The 15389-nt window shown below is 66.1% G+C and carries 14 protein-coding genes and 3 pseudogenes; 9 read left to right on the plus strand and 8 right to left on the minus strand.

All coding sequences use genetic code 11. The features are described 5' to 3' along the window. Positions 1-12 precede the first annotated feature (12 nt). Together EXE63_RS31190 and EXE63_RS31195 are read left to right on the plus strand one after the other, a co-directional pair. A complete protein-coding gene (locus EXE63_RS31190) occupies positions 13-1143 on the plus strand; it encodes an acyl-CoA dehydrogenase family protein (RefSeq protein ID WP_168145165.1) in 1131 nt (376 codons plus the stop codon). Further along, positions 1140-2393, plus strand: a complete 1254-nt coding sequence (locus tag EXE63_RS31195) for an acyl-CoA dehydrogenase family protein (RefSeq protein ID WP_168145166.1) — start codon at positions 1140-1142, stop codon at positions 2391-2393. The genes EXE63_RS31190 and EXE63_RS31195 overlap by 4 nt, the downstream gene beginning before the upstream one ends. 10 nt (positions 2394-2403) lie before the next feature. On the opposite strand, the gene EXE63_RS31200 is transcribed toward EXE63_RS31195, so the two are convergent. Beyond that, on the minus strand, positions 2404-2910 hold the full coding sequence (locus EXE63_RS31200) for a hypothetical protein (protein WP_168145167.1): 507 nt from the start codon (positions 2908-2910) through the stop codon (positions 2404-2406). Positions 2911-3066: 156 nt separating this feature from the next. Here EXE63_RS31200 and EXE63_RS31205 point away from each other — a divergent pair, with 156 nt between their 5' ends. Then, positions 3067-3813, plus strand: a complete 747-nt coding sequence (locus EXE63_RS31205) for a phytanoyl-CoA dioxygenase family protein (RefSeq protein WP_168145168.1) — start codon at positions 3067-3069, stop codon at positions 3811-3813. A 12-nt stretch (positions 3814-3825) separates the two neighbouring features. Here EXE63_RS31205 and EXE63_RS31210 read toward each other — a convergent pair. From EXE63_RS31210 to EXE63_RS31230, 5 genes and pseudogenes are all read right to left on the minus strand, one after another. After that, positions 3826-4086, minus strand: a pseudogene (locus EXE63_RS31210) (Rv2578c family radical SAM protein); the annotation flags it as partial. Positions 4087-4217: 131 nt separating this feature from the next. After that, the gene (locus EXE63_RS31215) at positions 4218-4985 is read right to left on the minus strand and encodes an ATP-binding protein (RefSeq protein ID WP_168141302.1); all 768 of its coding nucleotides are present in this window, start codon (positions 4983-4985) and stop codon (positions 4218-4220) included. Then, a pseudogene (gene istA / locus EXE63_RS31220) lies at positions 4982-6498 on the minus strand (IS21 family transposase). Before istA ends, EXE63_RS31215 begins: the two are co-directional and overlap by 4 nt. A 216-nt stretch (positions 6499-6714) precedes the next feature. After that, positions 6715-7476 (minus strand): annotated as a pseudogene (locus tag EXE63_RS31225) (radical SAM protein); the annotation flags it as partial. 48 nt (positions 7477-7524) lie between these two features. Beyond that, entirely contained in the window at positions 7525-7956 is a 432-nt protein-coding gene (locus EXE63_RS31230) for an Rv2576c family protein (protein WP_168145169.1), read from the minus strand. A 231-nt stretch (positions 7957-8187) separates the two neighbouring features. Between EXE63_RS31230 and urtA the strand changes: the two genes are divergently transcribed. From urtA to urtE, 5 genes are read left to right on the plus strand one after another with little or no spacing between them, the layout of a single operon-like run. Next, positions 8188-9450 carry an urea ABC transporter substrate-binding protein gene (gene urtA, locus EXE63_RS31235; protein WP_168145170.1) on the plus strand — a complete coding sequence of 421 codons (1263 nt, stop codon included), beginning with the start codon at positions 8188-8190 and terminating at the stop codon, positions 9448-9450. 29 nt (positions 9451-9479) lie between these two features. Then, positions 9480-10364: an urea ABC transporter permease subunit UrtB gene (gene urtB, locus EXE63_RS31240; RefSeq protein WP_057164982.1), complete on the plus strand. Its 885-nt coding sequence runs from the start codon at positions 9480-9482 to the stop codon at positions 10362-10364. Next, positions 10361-11479 carry an urea ABC transporter permease subunit UrtC gene (urtC, locus tag EXE63_RS31245; RefSeq protein WP_168145171.1) on the plus strand — a complete coding sequence of 373 codons (1119 nt, stop codon included), beginning with the start codon at positions 10361-10363 and terminating at the stop codon, positions 11477-11479. The genes urtB and urtC overlap by 4 nt, the downstream gene beginning before the upstream one ends. Continuing rightward, positions 11476-12309, plus strand: a complete 834-nt coding sequence (urtD, locus tag EXE63_RS31250) for an urea ABC transporter ATP-binding protein UrtD (protein WP_168145172.1) — start codon at positions 11476-11478, stop codon at positions 12307-12309. The genes urtC and urtD overlap by 4 nt, the downstream gene beginning before the upstream one ends. Then, positions 12309-13001, plus strand: a complete 693-nt coding sequence (gene urtE / locus EXE63_RS31255) for an urea ABC transporter ATP-binding subunit UrtE (RefSeq protein ID WP_168145173.1) — start codon at positions 12309-12311, stop codon at positions 12999-13001. The genes urtD and urtE overlap by 1 nt, the downstream gene beginning before the upstream one ends. Before the next feature lie 40 nt (positions 13002-13041). Here the strand turns inward: urtE and EXE63_RS31260 are convergent, their stop codons facing one another. Continuing rightward, positions 13042-14124, minus strand: coding sequence for an IS630 family transposase (locus tag EXE63_RS31260; protein WP_168145174.1), 1083 nt, complete (start codon positions 14122-14124; stop codon positions 13042-13044). Positions 14125-14172: 48 nt separating this feature from the next. Further along, on the minus strand, positions 14173-14607 hold the full coding sequence (gene dtd, locus EXE63_RS31265; RefSeq protein ID WP_168145175.1) for a D-aminoacyl-tRNA deacylase: 435 nt from the start codon (positions 14605-14607) through the stop codon (positions 14173-14175). A 22-nt stretch (positions 14608-14629) separates the two neighbouring features. Here dtd and EXE63_RS31270 point away from each other — a divergent pair, with 22 nt between their 5' ends. After that, positions 14630-15184, plus strand: coding sequence for a hypothetical protein (locus tag EXE63_RS31270; protein WP_168145176.1), 555 nt, complete (start codon positions 14630-14632; stop codon positions 15182-15184). Positions 15185-15389 lie beyond the last annotated feature (205 nt).

Genomic DNA, 15389 nt, shown 5'->3' on the forward strand with positions numbered 1-15389 from the left:
GAGGAGATCACCATGACCGCTGCGGCCAATCCGGAACAGATGCTGTTCGCCTCGACCGCGCAGGCCTTCCTGGACAAGGAGGTCCCGCTGAGCACGGTGCGCGAGATACAGGGCAGTGGGGGCTCTTTCGACGCCCAGTGGTGGCAGCGTGCTGCCGAACTGGGCTGGGCGAGCCTGCTGGTACCCGAGGAACTCGGCGGCGGCAGCGTCTCCGGTGACGGCGTGGCCGACCTTGCCCTGCTCGCCGAGCAGGCCGGGCGCACCGTCGCTCCCGGTCCGCTGCATCCGGTCAGCGTGGTGCTGGCCGGACTGGTCGAGGCCCCGGACGGCCACGAGGCGACGATCGAGTCGCTGGTGTCCGGTGAAGCGGTGGCGAGCTGGGCGGTCTATGAACCCGGGAAGCCGTTCTCCCCGGCGACGGCGGAGCTGACGGCCACGGCCACCGATGGCGGCTACCGGCTCGACGGCGTCAAGGACCGGGTCGAATCCGGTGATGCGGCCGATGTGCTGCTGGTCACCGCGGCCCTGGACGGCGCGGTACGACAGTTCGTGGTGCCCGCCGACGCGGCAGGTGTGAGCGTGCAGACGCAGCGCTCGGTGGACATGGTGAAGCGCTACGCCCGAATCTCATTCGACGGTGTCCAGGTCGACGCCTCCGCAGTGGTCGGCTCGGCCGGGCAGACCGCCCAGGTGATCGAACGTCAGCGCCAGGTGGCGCTGGTGCTGCAATGCGCCGAGACCGTCGGCATCCTGGACGCGGTGCTGGCGATGACCAATCAGTGGCTGCTCGACCGGCACAGCTTCGGCAGGCCGCTGGCCTCCTATCAGGCCCTCAAGCATCGGTTCGCGGACATGAAACTGTGGTTCGAGGCCGCCAGGGCCACCACCGCCGGTGCCGCCGAGGCCGTCGGCGCCCGGTCCCCGGACGCACACAAGTTCGTCAGTGTCGCGAAAGCCTATGTCGGCGAACGAGCCCCGGTGATGCTGCAGGACTGTGTACAGCTGCACGGGGGTATCGGCGTGACCTGGGAGCATGACTTGCACCTGTATCTGCGGCGGGCGGCCCTGAACCGGGCGATGTTCGGCTCGCCCGAGGACCACCACCGAGTCATCTTCGAGCTGAGCCGAAAGGTGCCCGCATGACCGACACCGCGATCTCCACCCACACCGATGAGTCGGTCGCCGATTTCAGCGCCAGGGCACGGGCATGGCTGACGGAGAACATGCCGCCGATCGACCCGGAGAATCCCCCGTTCATGGTGCGCGCCGAGCAGCAGTCCTGGGACCGGGCCAAGGAATTGCAGCAGAAGTTGCACGCGGGTGGGTTCGCCGGCATCTGCTTCCCCCGCGAATACGGCGGGCTGGGACTGGATCTGGCCTACCAGAAGGCGTTCAACGCCGAATGCCGCGCCTACGAGATGCCGCTGATCCTGAACACTCCGTCGTTCACCATCTGCTCGGCAACCATCCTGGACGTCGGCAGCGAGGACCAGAAGCGCGAACGTATCTCGGCCGCCATCCGCGGTGAGGAGATCCTGTGCCAGCTGCTGTCCGAGCCCAGCGGCGGCTCCGATCTGGCCGGGGTGATCACCCGGGCCGACCGGGTCGGCGACAAATGGATCATCAACGGCGCCAAGACCTGGAGCACCAGCGCGTTCGCGGCCGACTACGGCTTGATGCTGGCCCGCACCGACTGGACCGTGCCCAAGCACGCGGGCCTCACCATGTTCCTGGTGCCCCTTTCCGCACCCGGCATCACGATGCGCCGGATCACCGAGGTCAACGGCAACGAGGAATTCTGCGAGGAATTCTTCGACGGTCTCGAACTCGGCGATGAAGCGGTGGTCGGTGCGGTCAACGACGGCTGGACCGTGGCGTCGCGCCAGTTGCACCACGAGCGGCGGGCCGTCGGTGGTGGATCCGAATTCGCCAGTGGCACAGGCGCCGAGAACGCCAGCGAGATGCCGCCCGACCATGTGGGCCTGGCCGAGGCCACCGGACAGAGCGGCGACGCCCGGGTGCAGGACCTGGCCGGCCGTGCACTGGCTCGTCGCATCGTCAAGGACCAGCTCATCGACCACGTGTCCCGGTGCATCGCAAACGGTTCGCTGCCGCCGAACGCCGGCACCTTGATCCGGTTGTTCCACGCCGAGACCACCGAACTCGAGGTCGACACCGCGCTGGCCATCGCCGGCACCGCCGGGGTGATCGACGAGGGCACCGGGCTGCAGGAGATCGGCGTGCGCTACCTGTCCCGGCAAACGGGTTCACTGGGCGGCGGCAGCTCCGAGATGGCCCGCAACGTCATCAGCGAGCGGGTTCTCGGCTTCCCACGCGAACCGGCCGCCGACCGTGGTGTTCCGTTCAATCAGGTCAAACGCAACAAGGGCTAGGTTTTCCGGTTCAGCGTCGGTCGCGCTTGGCCTGGCGCCGGGCGCCCGCGGCGATCGAGCTCGCCTCGCGCTTCTTGCGGCCGGGTGACTGCCTGGTCTTGTCGGCCAGCACGCGCGGTTTGACCCCGGAGCTGCGTACCACTTTCGCGGGCGGCGCAGCCTTCGGGGACTCGTTGCGCGCCATTGCCAGACGCTCATCCTTGAGTTCGCGTGCACTCTGCCGGGCGGCGGCACCGAGTTGGCGACTCACCCGTGCCAGCGCGTCCTCGAAGATCTCGGCGCGGGCGGCGTTGTTGGCATTGGCCGGACGTGCCTTGCCACGAGCGCCCTTCGCCGGCACCCGCGCGGACGCTTGGCGCCGATACATCCCGACATGCTTGTTGCGCGCACGACGCACCCGCGCGTGCAGATCGAGCAGCGCGTCTTCGTCGAGCCCACTCAGTTCGGCCTGGGCAGTTTCCCGCACCAACAGCAGGTCGGATTCGCTCAACGAACTCAAGAGTTTTTGCGTGGTCATACTTCGAATGCATACTCGCTTCCACGACCCGCGGGGCGCGAAAGCGCAAAGCCGTGACATGGCGAGCGGGTGGCGCGGCCTGCGCATCTGTCGGATCTTGCTGCAGATGCCGGAAATTCGGTTGCTTCGGCGCTCCGGCGGCAACAGGATGGCTCCATGCTCGACGTCGACCGCTTCATCAGTCACGGCTACCTCAAGATCGAGTCCGCCTTCGACCGCGAACTGGGCCTGCGCTGCCGCGAACAGCTGTGGAGAGCCACCGGCCTGGACCCCGCCGATCCCACGAGTTGGACGGAACCACTGATCAGGGTGACCGCCATGGCGACCCCGGATTTCACCGCGTCGGCCAACACCGACGTTCTCACCGAGGCGTTCGATGTCCTTGTCGGGCACAATGGTTGGCGGCCCCGACTCGGGATGGGCACCTTCCCCCTGCGCTTTCCGAGCACCGCGGCGCCACCGGAAGCGGGATGGCATGTCGAGGCGTCGTTCCATGACGCCGAGGGCCCACGGCTGAGCCTGCGTTCCCGCGGCCGCGCGTTGCTGATGCTGTTCCTGTACTCCGACGTCGGCCCCGATGACGCACCGACCGCGATCCGGGTCGGCTCGCATCTGGCCGTACCGAAAGTGTTGGCCGAGTATGGGTCCGACGGTGCTCCGTGGATGCCGATTTGCGAGAAAGTGGTCCCGGCGACCGAGAACTGCGATGTCGTCTCGGCCACCGGCCGCATCGGTGACGTCTACCTGTGCCACCCGTTCGTGGTGCACACCGGGACCGCGCACCGCGGCGCGGTCCCCCGGTTCATGGCCCAGCCTCCCCTGGAGCCCACCGGCGAACTCGACCTCGAGGCCGGGCATCCGAGCCCGGTGGCCGCCGCTGTCTTGCGCGGGCTCACGGGGTGACGGCTCGACTCGTCAGAACAAGGTGGGGTGCGCCGGTGCCGTGACTTCGGAGGAAACGGCACCGGCGCGCGCCATGGGCCCACGCCCAGTCAATCGGTACCGCGCCAGCAGCGGCGCCACCCGGGCGCGCAGCTCATCGCGGTACTCCGGCGGGAGATAGGCCCCGCGCCGGTACAGACTCCGGTATCGGAAGACGAGTTCGGGATGCGCACGCTGCAGCCACTGCATGAACCACCCCCGGGTGGAACCGCGCAGGTGCAGCCCGAACACGGTTGTCAATGGACAGCTGAAACTGCCCGTGGGCGGACATGAGAAGTGCCCGTTGGTGGCCAATAAGAACGGCCCAGTGGCGGACACGAATCTGCCCATGAGGGTGTGTCCGCCACCGGTGGTTGAGGCCGTTGTTAGGTCAGGGGTTTGACTCCTTTCCCGTGCAGGGCTTGGGCCAGGCGCACGGAGTCGCCGCTGGTTTGGCACAGGTGCGCGTGGTGCAGGAGTCGATCCACGGTGGCGGTCGCCAACGTCTTGGGCATCAGCTCGTCGAATCCGCTCGGGTGAAGGTTTGACGAGATCGCCACCGAGCGGCGTTCGTAGGCGGCTTCGACGATGCGGTAGAGCCCTTCGGCGGCATCCGCGCCGACCGGCAACAGTCCAACGTCATCGATCACCACGAGCTCAGCGCGCACGATCTTGGCGACGGCTTTGCCCAGGGAATCGTCAGCGCGATGTGCCCGGACGAGCACTCCGATCTGTTCGAGGGTGAACCACGCCACCGGCATCCCGGCTTCAATGACTTTCTGCCCCAAGGCTTCGAGGAAGAACGTTTTGCCGGTGCCGGCGGGCCCGCAGACCACCAGGTTCTCCCGGCGCCCAACCCATTCCAAGGTCTGTAACGCTTGTTGGGTGGGTAGCGGGATCGACGACGTGCCCGGGTCCCACACGTCGAAGGTTTTCCCGGTGGGGAAGCCGGCGGCTTTGCGTCGGGATGCCAGCATGGAGCGGGCCCGTCCGGCCGATTCTTCGACCAGTAGCGCTTTGAGGACTTCGGTGGGGTCCCAGCGTTGCGCGCGGGCGGTGGCCAGCACGTCGGCGGCGATGGCCCGGGCGTGCGGTAACCGCAGGGCACGCATCAGGGTTTCCACATCGGCGGGCAGCGCGGTGGTGGTGGTCATGCGATGTCTGCTTCGGGTGTGTCGTTGATGTTGGTGCCCAACAGGTCCCAACCCTTGGTGCCCTGAGCCAGGGACGTGGCTTCGCTGGCGCCGCGTCGGGTGGGATCCAAGCCCTTGCTGGCCAGGATGGAATCAAGATCGCCGGTCGCGAAGCGGCCATGGGTCGCGGCATGGCCGAGCGCCCAGTCGACATCAGCGGGCCCGGCCAACGCGGACAGTTCGACGGCGTGGGCCATCTTTTGAATCATCCGTTCGGTGCCGACGGCGGCCGCTTCGGTGAGCCATAGGGCTGCCCGGGCCCCAACGCCACGAAGAGTCGTTCAGCGGTGTTGCGGGCCCGGATCCGGTAGTCACCGGGAACCTTGTCGCGGTGGGCGGGGAAATGAGCATCGTCGATGGCGGGGCTGCCCGGGGTGGCACGGTGGTGCCGGGCCACTTCGACCGGGCCGCCGTCATCGAGGGCGCAGATCACCACTTCGTCGGTACCGCCGTGGTGACGGATCCACACCGTCTGCCCCAACAGCGTTGCCGGAAGGGAGTATTGACAGTGTTCGAAGGTCACCATCGGGGTGTTGTCGGGAACCCGGCGGGTCACCCCCAACGCGGCGGTGTGCGGCAGGTCGGGCACCGCGTGCAGCGCGGGGCGTTCCTGGGTGAGCATCTCGACCGGGCGACGACCGGTGCTGCGGTGCACCCGGGCATTGATGTCGGTGACGAACTGCGCGCACGCCGCCTCCACCTCGGCGAAGCTGCTGTACTGGGGCAGCAGGTTCGTTTCGGTGGGCACGATGTCGGCTTTGGCGAGCTTGACTGCGTTCTCCACCCCTCCTTTGGAGGCCGGGTCGGCAGGCTCGCAGGTCAGTACCGAGATGCCGTAAAAGCGTCCGAAGGTGACTGCGGCGCGGTTGCGGACGGGAACCCCGGCGATGTGTCCGACGGTGACGGTTTTCTCGTTGTCGGTCAGCAGATAAGTCGGGGCACCACCGACGATGCGGAAGATCCGGTCCAGCCCGGCGAAGACACTGGGTGCGGTGCGGTCCCGCAATGCGATCACCACCCGGTAGCGGCTCCAGGCCAGCCACGCCACCAACAGCACCACTTTGCGCCCGGCGACGATAGGGCCGTCGCCGAAGTCGTACTGCAACCACAGTCCAGGATCAGTGATCCAGGGCCGATGCACGCGTGTATTACCCAGTCGCCATTGTGATTTGATTTCCGAAAGGGCTCGCCGGGTGGTGCGGTCAGTGCCGGTATATCCCAGCACGACTAACTTGTCGTGGGCTTTGTCGCCGCGGATCTTTCCCTTCGACTCCGCGACCCAGCCTTCCAGGACGTCACGCCAATCGTCGATCATCCGGGCCCGCCGAGTGGCCGGCGGCAGACCCGCGTCGCGGTCTTCAACCGCCTTCTTCACCGTGTGGTGCGAGCAGCCGCACAACTGCGCGGCAGCGCGGTAGGACCCGGTCAGGTCGTAGGCATTGAGTATTTCCATGAGTTCTCCGTCAGACTTCACGTAGGTCTCTCCTGTGGTTTTCAGTTCGACTAGGCATCGACATCGAAACCGCAGGAGAGGCCGCTACGGCGCTGACGCGCCGAGCAGCACAGACAAGGTCTGGGCAGATTCATGACCGCCTACGGGCACTTTCGTGTCCGCAGGTGGGCAGTTCTTATTGGCCGCGAATGGGCATTTTCATGTCCGCCAGTGGGCAGTTTTTCATGTCCGCCGACACACGGTGGCGCCCGTCGCGCCGGCGTCGGCAATCGCGTGCAGCAGCGCATCGAGATGCTCGGTGGAATCGGTCAGGCCGGGCAGCACGGGCGCGACCATCACGTGGCAGTTCAGGCCGGCGTCACGGATGGCCGAGATCAGTGCCAGCCGGGCCTGCGGGGACGGTGTGCCGGGTTCGATGTCGCGCTGCAGCTCCGGGTCCGCGACCGCCAGCGAGATCGACACACTGGCGCCCGGACCGTCGTGCTCGGCCTCGGCGATCAACGGCAGATCGCGGCGCAACAGGGTGCCCTTGGTCAGGATCGAGTACGAGGTACCGGATTCGGCGAGCGCGGTCAGGATGCCCGGCATCAGCCGGTAACGTCCCTCGGCCCGCTGATAGGGATCGGTGTTGGTGCCCAGTGCCACCGTCTCCCGGGCCCATGAGGGCCGCCGGAGCTCACGGGAAAGCACTTCGGCCACATTGGTTTTCACCACGACCTGGGTGTCGAAATCCGCACCGGAATCGAAGTCCAGGTACTCGTGGGTCGGCCGGGCGAAACAGTACCGGCAGGCATGCGAGCAGCCGCGGTAGCCGTTGACGGTGTACCGGAACGGCAGCATGGCCGCATCGGGCACCTTGTTCAGCGCGGATTTGCACAGGATCTCGTGGAAGGTGATCCCGTCGAACTCCGGCGTGCGCACGGTGCGGACGAAACCGAGCCGGGCCAGACCCGGCAGTGCACCGTCGTCGGCGCGCACACTCTGCCCGTCCCATCGCATGATTCCCATCGAACATCTGTTCGATGGGAATGTCAAGCGGTCAGACGGTCACCACTGGGTGCCCTGGCAGGTGACGCTGTAGGGGTTGTCCTGCGCGGCGATGATCTGGTCGCCCGCAGCGATATCGCAATGCGCGTTGGGCGGGCCGACCGACCCCTTCGTCGTGCTACTCACTTGCAGGATGGCCCACTGCGGATCGGCGAGCGTGGTTTCGAACACCCACGGCGCCCCGGGACCCACGGTGATGGTCTCGCGCTTCGCGTAGGTGTAGGCGTCGGCGTTGTAGGCCTCCATGCTCGGCGGCTGCGCCGTCAGGTAGAACACCTGGAACTGATAGGGCGCCCCCGAGGTCAGGGTGTAGCGCACCACCTGACCGTCCGGCTCAGCACTGGCCGTCGCGGTACCGAAGGCGAGCGCCGCGCCCGCCACCATCGCCGCAGCGCCGGCGACAGCTCCTACCTTGCTCGTGGTTTTTCGCATGCCCATCACATCGCCGGACGCTACCGGATCGTTACAACCGACCGTTGCGCACCGCCCGGCAGCGACTTGTACCCGGTGAATGAACGGATAACACCCGTCGAGCCACAGGTTAATTTGTTCGTCACATAGAGAAATTTCACAGAAACCTAGGCGTCCTAACGTGCCGATTCGACACCCACACGGGTTCTCCAAAGTTCTGACGATGCACTGAAATCGAAGGAAAGGCCTTAGATGCGACTCCCCCGACCGATGTTCAACAGATCAGCATTGATAGCGGGGAGCGTCGTGGTCACCGCCTCGATGGTGCTCTCTGCGTGCGGTAGCAAGGCCAGCGACGAAGAGGGCGCTGCGGCTGCCTCGTGTGTGGACACCTCGGGTTCCACCATCAAGGTCGGTTCCCTGAACTCACTGTCGGGCACCATGGCCATTTCCGAGGTCACCGTGCGCGACGCCATCAAGCTCGCCGTCGACGAGATCAATGCCGCCGGTGGCGTGCTGGACAAGCAGATCGAGATCGTCGGCGAGGACGGCGCCTCCGAACCCACCGTGTTCGCCGAGAAGGCCGAGAAGCTGATCAGCAGCGACTGTGTCGCAGCCGTTTTCGGTGGCTGGACCTCGTCGAGCCGCAAGGCCATGCTGCCGGTGTTCGAGAGCAACAACTCGCTGCTCTACTACCCCGTGCAGTACGAGGGCCTGGAATCCAGCAAGAACATCTTCTACACGGGCGCGACGACGAACCAGCAGATCGTCCCGGCGCTGGACTACCTCAAGGAAAAGGGCACCAAGTCGCTCTACCTGGTGGGCAGCGACTACGTCTTCCCGCAGACCGCCAACCGGATCATCAAGGCGTACGCAGAGGCCAACGGCATGGAGATCAAGGGTGAGGACTACACGCCCCTTGGCTCGACCGACTTCTCCACCATCATCAACAAGGTCCGCACGGCCGACGCCGACGCGGTGTTCAACACCCTCAATGGCGACTCCAACGTCGCGTTCTTCCGTGAGTACAAGAACGTGGGCCTGACCCCGCAGGAGATGCCGGTGGTCTCGGTGTCTATCGCCGAGGAAGAGGTCGGCGGCATCGGCGTGCAGAACATCACCGATCAGCTGACCGCGTGGAACTACTACCAGACCATCGACACCCCGGTGAACAACGCGTTCGTGGCCGCCTACAAGAAGGCCTACGGCGAGAACAAGCCGACCTCGGATCCGATGGAGGCCGCCTATGTCTCGGTGTACCTGTGGAAGAACACGGTCGAGAAGGCACAGGCCTTCGACACCAAGGCCATTCAGGACAATGCGGGCGGCGTGAGCTTCGACGCCCCCGAGGGCCTGGTCACCATCGACGGTGAGAACAACCACATCACCAAGACCGCGCGCATCGGCGAGATCAAGCCCGATGGCCTCATCTACACGGTGTGGGAGTCCCCCGCGCCGATCGAGCCCGATCCGTACCTGAAGTCCTACCCGTGGGCCGCCGGGCTCTCCGGCTGATCCAGGCGAGCGAAGCGAATAGATAACGCATGGATGTCCTGATCGGACAGCTGGCAACAGGATTGAGCCTCGGCTCGATCCTGTTGCTCGCTGCACTAGGCCTGTCACTGACCTTCGGCCAGATGGGCGTCATCAACATGGCGCACGGCGAATTCATCATGGCCGGCTGCTACACCGCCTATGTGGTGCAGCAGGTCATCTCGAACACCGGTGCCTCACTGCTGATCTCCCTGGTCGTCGGCTTCCTCGTCGGCGGCGCGATGGGTGTCCTGCTCGAAGTCACACTGATCCAGCGGATGTATGACCGGCCCTTGGACACCCTGCTGGTGACCTTCGGTGTCGGCCTGATCCTGCAACAGATCGCGCGCGATATCTTCGGCGCCCCGGCGGTCAACGTCGTCGCACCGGAATGGCTTTCCGGCGGCGTGGAGATCCTGGGCGCGGTGGTGCCCAAGACCCGCATCTTCATCCTGGTGCTGGCCGCCGTCGCGGTCGTGGCGCTGGCGACGGCACTGAAGGCCAGCCCGATGGGCCGCCGGATCCGCGCGGTCGTGCAGAACCGGGACCTGGCCGAGACCAGCGGGATCTCGTCCCGGCGCACCGATATCACCACGTTCTTCATCGGTTCCGGCCTGGCCGGGGTGGCCGGGGTGGCGCTGACGTTGATCGGCTCGACCAGCCCGACCACCGGGCAGAGTTATCTGATCGACGCGTTCCTGGTCGTGGTGGTCGGTGGTCTGGGACAGATCAAGGGCACCGTCATCGCCGCACTCGGGCTCGGGTTCCTGAATTCGTTCATCGAGTACAGCACCACGGCCTCGCTGGCCAAGGTGATTCTGTTCGTGATCATCGTGTTCTTCCTGCAGGTCCGCCCGCAGGGCCTGTTCACGGTTCGAACGAGGAGTCTGGTGTGAAGCAACTCATCGGTCGTTGGCAGACATGGGCCGGCTTCGGCGTCGGCGCCATCGTGTTGTTCGGTCTGGCTCCCGCGATCCTGTCCGATTTCCGGCTCGGGCTGTTGGCGAAGTTCCTGTGCTTCGCGATCGTCGCCGTCGGCATCGGATTGGCTTGGGGCCGTGGCGGAATGCTGGTGTTGGGCCAGGGCGTGTTCTTCGGCCTCGGCGGCTACATCATGGGCATGCACCTGAAGATCTCCGACGCGGCGCTGACCAACCAGGACGTGCCGGATTTCATGCAGATCGCCGGTGTGCGGGAACTGCCCGGGTACTGGCAGCCGTTCGCCTCGCCGGTCGTCACCCTGGTGGCCATCGTGGTGATCCCCACCGGGATCGCGGCCCTGCTCGGGTTCGGTGTGTTCAAACGCCGGGTCAAGGGCGCCTATTTCGCGATCCTGTCCCAGGCGCTGGCGGCCGCACTGGCCATCCTGCTGATCGGGCAGACCAGCGTCGGGGGCAGCAACGGGCTGACCAACTTCCGCACGTTCTTCGGGTTCTCGCTCAAGGACCCGGTGAACAAGCAGATGCTCTACTTCATTGCCGCCGCGGTGCTGCTGGGATCGGTCGCAGTGGTGCGCCAGCTGATGCAGAGCCGCTACGGGGAGCTGCTCGTCGCCGTGCGTGACGGTGAGGAGCGGGTGCGCTTCCTGGGCTACGACCCGGCCAATATCAAGGTGGTCGCCTATGTGGTGGCCGCGCTGTTCGCCAGCATCGCCGGTGCATTGTTCGCCCCGATCGTGGGCTTCATCGCACCGTCGCAGGTGGGCATCCTGCCCTCGATCGCGTTCCTGATCGGCGTCGCCATCGGCGGGCGCACCACCCTGCTCGGGCCGGTCCTCGGCGCCATCGGGGTGGCCTGGGCGCAAACCCTGCTGTCCGAACGCTTTCCGTCGGAGTGGACCTACGCGCAGGGTCTGTTGTTCATCGTCGTCGTCGGCTTCTTCCCGGCCGGGCTTGCCGGGCTGGGCGTGTTCCTGCGCCGGCGCCGCAAGGGCAAGCCGGATGCCGAGCCAGAACCGGTCCCGCTTCCCGACCCCGACCCGGAACCAGAGAAGGCCGGAGCCAACGCATGAGCGCAGTAGAGACCGAAATCCACCCGGAGCCCGCCCCCGGCGGCAACGTCGGTATGGGTACCCAGTATCTGGAAGTCCGCGGGCTCACCGTCGATTTCGACGGTTTCAAGGCCGTCAGCGATGTGGATCTCACACTGTTCCAGGGTGATCTGCGTTTCCTCATCGGCCCCAACGGCGCCGGTAAGACCACCGTGATCGACGCGATCACCGGCCTGGTGTCGGGCACCGGTTCGGTGAGCAAGTCCGGCGTGGAACTGCTCGGCAAAAAGGTGCACCAGATCGCTCGGCGCGGTGTCGGGCGGACGTTCCAGACCGCCAGCGTGTTCGAGCAACTGACCGTGCTGCAGAACCTGGACATCGCGGCGGGCGCGGGACGGTCCGTGCTGACGCTGCTGCGCCGTCGCTCCAGTGTGCTGCCCGCCATCGAAGAGGCCCTCGAGATCACCGGGCTGGCCGATCTCGCCGACAAACCCGCCGGGGTGCTGGCGCACGGGCAGAAGCAGTGGCTGGAGATCGGCATGCTGCTGGTGCAGAACGCCGATGTGCTGCTGCTCGACGAGCCGGTCGCCGGGATGAGTCACGAGGAACGCGAGGAGACCGGAAACCTGCTGCGCCGCATCGGTGGTGAGCGCACCGTGGTGGTCGTCGAGCATGACATGGACTTCATGCGGGCGTTCGCGACATCGGTGACGGTGCTGGCCCGCGGTCAGGTGATCGCGGAGGGTTCGGTGGCCGAAGTGCAGGCCAACCCGAAGGTGCAAGAGGTCTACCTCGGCACCGCGGCGGCGGGCACCGAAGGCGTGCTGGACGAACTCAAGGAGGAGTCCTGATGCTCGAACTCGTCGACGTCCGGACCGGCTACGGCCGCTCCGAGGTCATTCACGGGGTCAACCTCGAGGTTCCCTCCGACGGGGTGGCCGCGGTGATGGGCCACAACGGTGCGGGCAAGACCACCCTGCTGCGCGCAGCCGTGGGCCTGCTGAAATGCAGTGCGGGCAAGGTCCGCTTCGACGGTGACGACATCACCAAATTGCGGCCCAGCGCCAGGGTGGCCAAGGGCTTGGCCTATGTGCCGCAGGGCCAGCAGTCGTTCGGGCAGCTCACCACCGCGGAAAACCTCCAGGTGGTGGCCGACGGACGCAAAAACGGTAAGAAGCTGATCGACGAGCAGCTCGACCTGTTCCCCGCGCTCAAGGAGCTGCTGACCCGACGGGCCGGTCTGCTCTCCGGAGGTCAGCGCCAGCAACTGGCGATCGCGCGTGCCCTGATCACCACCCCGAAGTGCCTGATCCTCGACGAACCGACCGAGGGCATCCAGCCGTCGGTGGTGGCCGAGATCGAGGCCGCGATCACCGCGTTGACGGCCCGCGGCGATCTCGGTGTGCTGCTGGTCGAGCAGCACATCGGTTTCGCCCTGGAATCCGCGCAGCGCTACTACATCCTGGAGGCCGGCCGGGTGACCTCCAGCGGCACCGGCGGATCTGCGTCGGAGGCCGAGGTGCGCGCGGCCATGGCGATCTGACGGCACCGCCGTCGTGGCCATCTAGTGGTGTGTCCTGCATTTAGCTGACTTTTTCGAGGGCGATCCGACCGCGTGCGACCTTGGCGAGGATGGACTCCGCGGTCGCAGTCCACACGTAGGGCCGTGGGTCGTCGTTGTGTGAGTCGATGTATTCCTGGATGGAGGCGACGAGATCGGGAACGGAGTGAAACGCCCCGCGCCGCAACGCCTTGTCGGTCAGCTCACGGAACCAGCGTTCCACCAGGTTGAGCCACGACGACGAGGTCGGGGTGAAGTGCAGGTGGAACCGGGGATGCTTGTCCAGCCAGGTTCGGACGTCTTCGTGTTTGTGGGTGGCGTAGTTGTCCAGAATGAGGTGGATCGCCAGATCCTTGGGCACCTGCCGGTCGATGGTCTTGAGGAATGTCAGCCATTCCTGGTGCCGGTGCCGTGGCATGCACTGGCTGATCACGATGCCGGTCAACACGTTCAGCGCGGCGAACAGGGTGGTCGTGCCGTGACGCTTGTAGTCGTGGGTCATCGTCTCGCCTCGCCCCTTGACCATCGGCAGCGATGCCTGGGTGCGGTCCAACGCCTGCACGGAGGACTTTTCATCGGCGCACAAGACGATCGCCTTCTCAGGCGGATTCAGGTAGAGCCCAACGACGTCGACCAGCTTCTCCTCGAACCTCGGATCGTTGGACAACTTGAATGTCTCGACCCGGTGCGGTTTAAGACCTCGCGCCGACCACACCTGCTGCACAGTCGATTTCGATACCCCGCTGGCTGCGGCCATGGTCCGACAACTCCAATGGGTTTCCCCCGCCGGACGGTAGTTCAATGTCAGGTCCACGATCTCATCGATCTTCTCCTGCGGAATCGTCTTCTTTCGGCCCCGGCCCTCGCGCACCCGACCCAGCTTCGCCAAGCCCTCCTCGCCGAAGCGGTCACGCCAACCTTTCACCGAGGCCGGCGACACCGACAACGACGCAGCGATCGCAGTGTTGGCCATGCCATCGGCGGCCATCAACAGCGCCTTCGCCCGCACCACCTCCCGATGCGCACCCGACTGCGACCGAGCCAACGACTCGAGCACTTCACGTTGTCCAGCAGACATCTCCAGCGCAGGCACGGGCTTTCTCACAGTCAGAATCATATCCAACAAATCACCAATTAATTGCAGGACATACCACTAGTTCAGCTCCAGCAGCACCGTCACCGGGCCGTCGTTGACGAGTTCGACGTCCATGTGCGCCCCGAACACGCCGGTCTGCACCGGCGCACCGAGCGCACGCAGGGCATCGGCGAACGCGTCGACGAGCGGTTCGGCGACCGGGCGGGGCGCGGCGGCGTTCCACGACGGGCGGCGACCCTTGACGGTGTTCGCGTACAGGGTGAACTGGCTGACCACCAGGATCGGCGCACCGGTGTCGGCGGCGGCCTGCTCTTCGTCGAGAATCCTCAGCCGCCAGAGCTTTTCGGCCATCTTGGCGGCAAGGGCGCCGTCGTCGGTGTGGGTGATGCCGACCAGGGCGAGCAGGCCCTGACCGGCCGGCTCGATCTGCCCGACGGTCGCGCCGTCCACCACCACCCGTGCCGATGTCACCCGTTGCACCAGAACTCGCATGCACCGACCCTAGAGTGTTCCCATGACCTCACCGGGCGGGCCACGCATCCTCGCCGAACAGGGCGGCCTGGTGGTCGCCGAGGACGGGCCGCACGTGCTGGTGATCGATCGCGGCAGCGGCCTCACCCAGATCGCGGCGTTCGTTCTGCTGGTCATCACCCTGGTCTTCGGCGGCTTCGGTGTGGTGTCGACCTCGATGGCGCTCGGCGGCAGCGAGAAGAACCCGCCGTTGCTCGTGGGTCTGGCGATTCTCGCGGTCGGCATCGCCGCCGCGGCGGCCCTGGTCTTCACCGTCCGGTCGCTGCGCCGCATCCGGTCGGCACCGTTGAGCGCCTTCGTGCCGGTGGCCGTCTTCGATCGCAGCGACGGCACCTACCGGGATGGGGTGGGACAGGTCGTCGGCAGGCTGGATCAGGTGCGCTTCGAGAAGCGGATGCAGATCGGGTCCAGCTCACCGAAGCTGGTGGCCGTCACACCGCATGGTGCCTATGTTCTCAAGCGCGGCAACCCGTTCGGCGGACGCATTCACGGGATGGACGCGGTGCTGTCCACCGCGATCTTCGGCGCCGGGAGCTGACCCGTCGCCGACAGGTGTTTGTTGTTGCCGCGTCGCGGGGAACCCGGTGTCGGTGCCTGTCTGTCACGCCGATATCGGCCTCCTCACCGCTGGTCCTCCGCCCTGGGAAGCAGTGTCAGCGGCCGGTGACCCGAGCCGGGCAGTCCATGGTCGCCTGCACCCCGGGGATGCGCGGTGAGGGCGGGTGCGGGCGGAAAGAGCCTGT

The organism is Mycolicibacterium frederiksbergense, from assembly GCF_012223425.1.
Lineage (GTDB): Bacteria > Actinomycetota > Actinomycetes > Mycobacteriales > Mycobacteriaceae > Mycobacterium > Mycobacterium frederiksbergense.

Coding starts and splice junctions, on each gene's coding strand:
- EXE63_RS31200 (WP_168145167.1), bottom strand. CDS start 2,910: ATGACCACGCAAAAACTCTTGAGTTCGTTGAGCGAATCCGACCTGCTG.
- EXE63_RS31215 (WP_168141302.1), bottom strand. CDS start 4,985: ATGACCACCACCACCGCGCTGCCCGCCGATGTGGAAACCCTGATGCGT.
- EXE63_RS31205 (WP_168145168.1), top strand. CDS start 3,067: ATGCTCGACGTCGACCGCTTCATCAGTCACGGCTACCTCAAGATCGAG.
- EXE63_RS31195 (WP_168145166.1), top strand. CDS start 1,140: ATGACCGACACCGCGATCTCCACCCACACCGATGAGTCGGTCGCCGAT.
- urtD (WP_168145172.1), top strand. CDS start 11,476: ATGAGCGCAGTAGAGACCGAAATCCACCCGGAGCCCGCCCCCGGCGGC.
- dtd (WP_168145175.1), bottom strand. CDS start 14,607: ATGCGAGTTCTGGTGCAACGGGTGACATCGGCACGGGTGGTGGTGGAC.
- EXE63_RS31230 (WP_168145169.1), bottom strand. CDS start 7,956: ATGCGAAAAACCACGAGCAAGGTAGGAGCTGTCGCCGGCGCTGCGGCG.
- urtE (WP_168145173.1), top strand. CDS start 12,309: ATGCTCGAACTCGTCGACGTCCGGACCGGCTACGGCCGCTCCGAGGTC.
- urtA (WP_168145170.1), top strand. CDS start 8,188: ATGCGACTCCCCCGACCGATGTTCAACAGATCAGCATTGATAGCGGGG.
- EXE63_RS31190 (WP_168145165.1), top strand. CDS start 13: ATGACCGCTGCGGCCAATCCGGAACAGATGCTGTTCGCCTCGACCGCG.
- EXE63_RS31270 (WP_168145176.1), top strand. CDS start 14,630: ATGACCTCACCGGGCGGGCCACGCATCCTCGCCGAACAGGGCGGCCTG.
- urtB (WP_057164982.1), top strand. CDS start 9,480: ATGGATGTCCTGATCGGACAGCTGGCAACAGGATTGAGCCTCGGCTCG.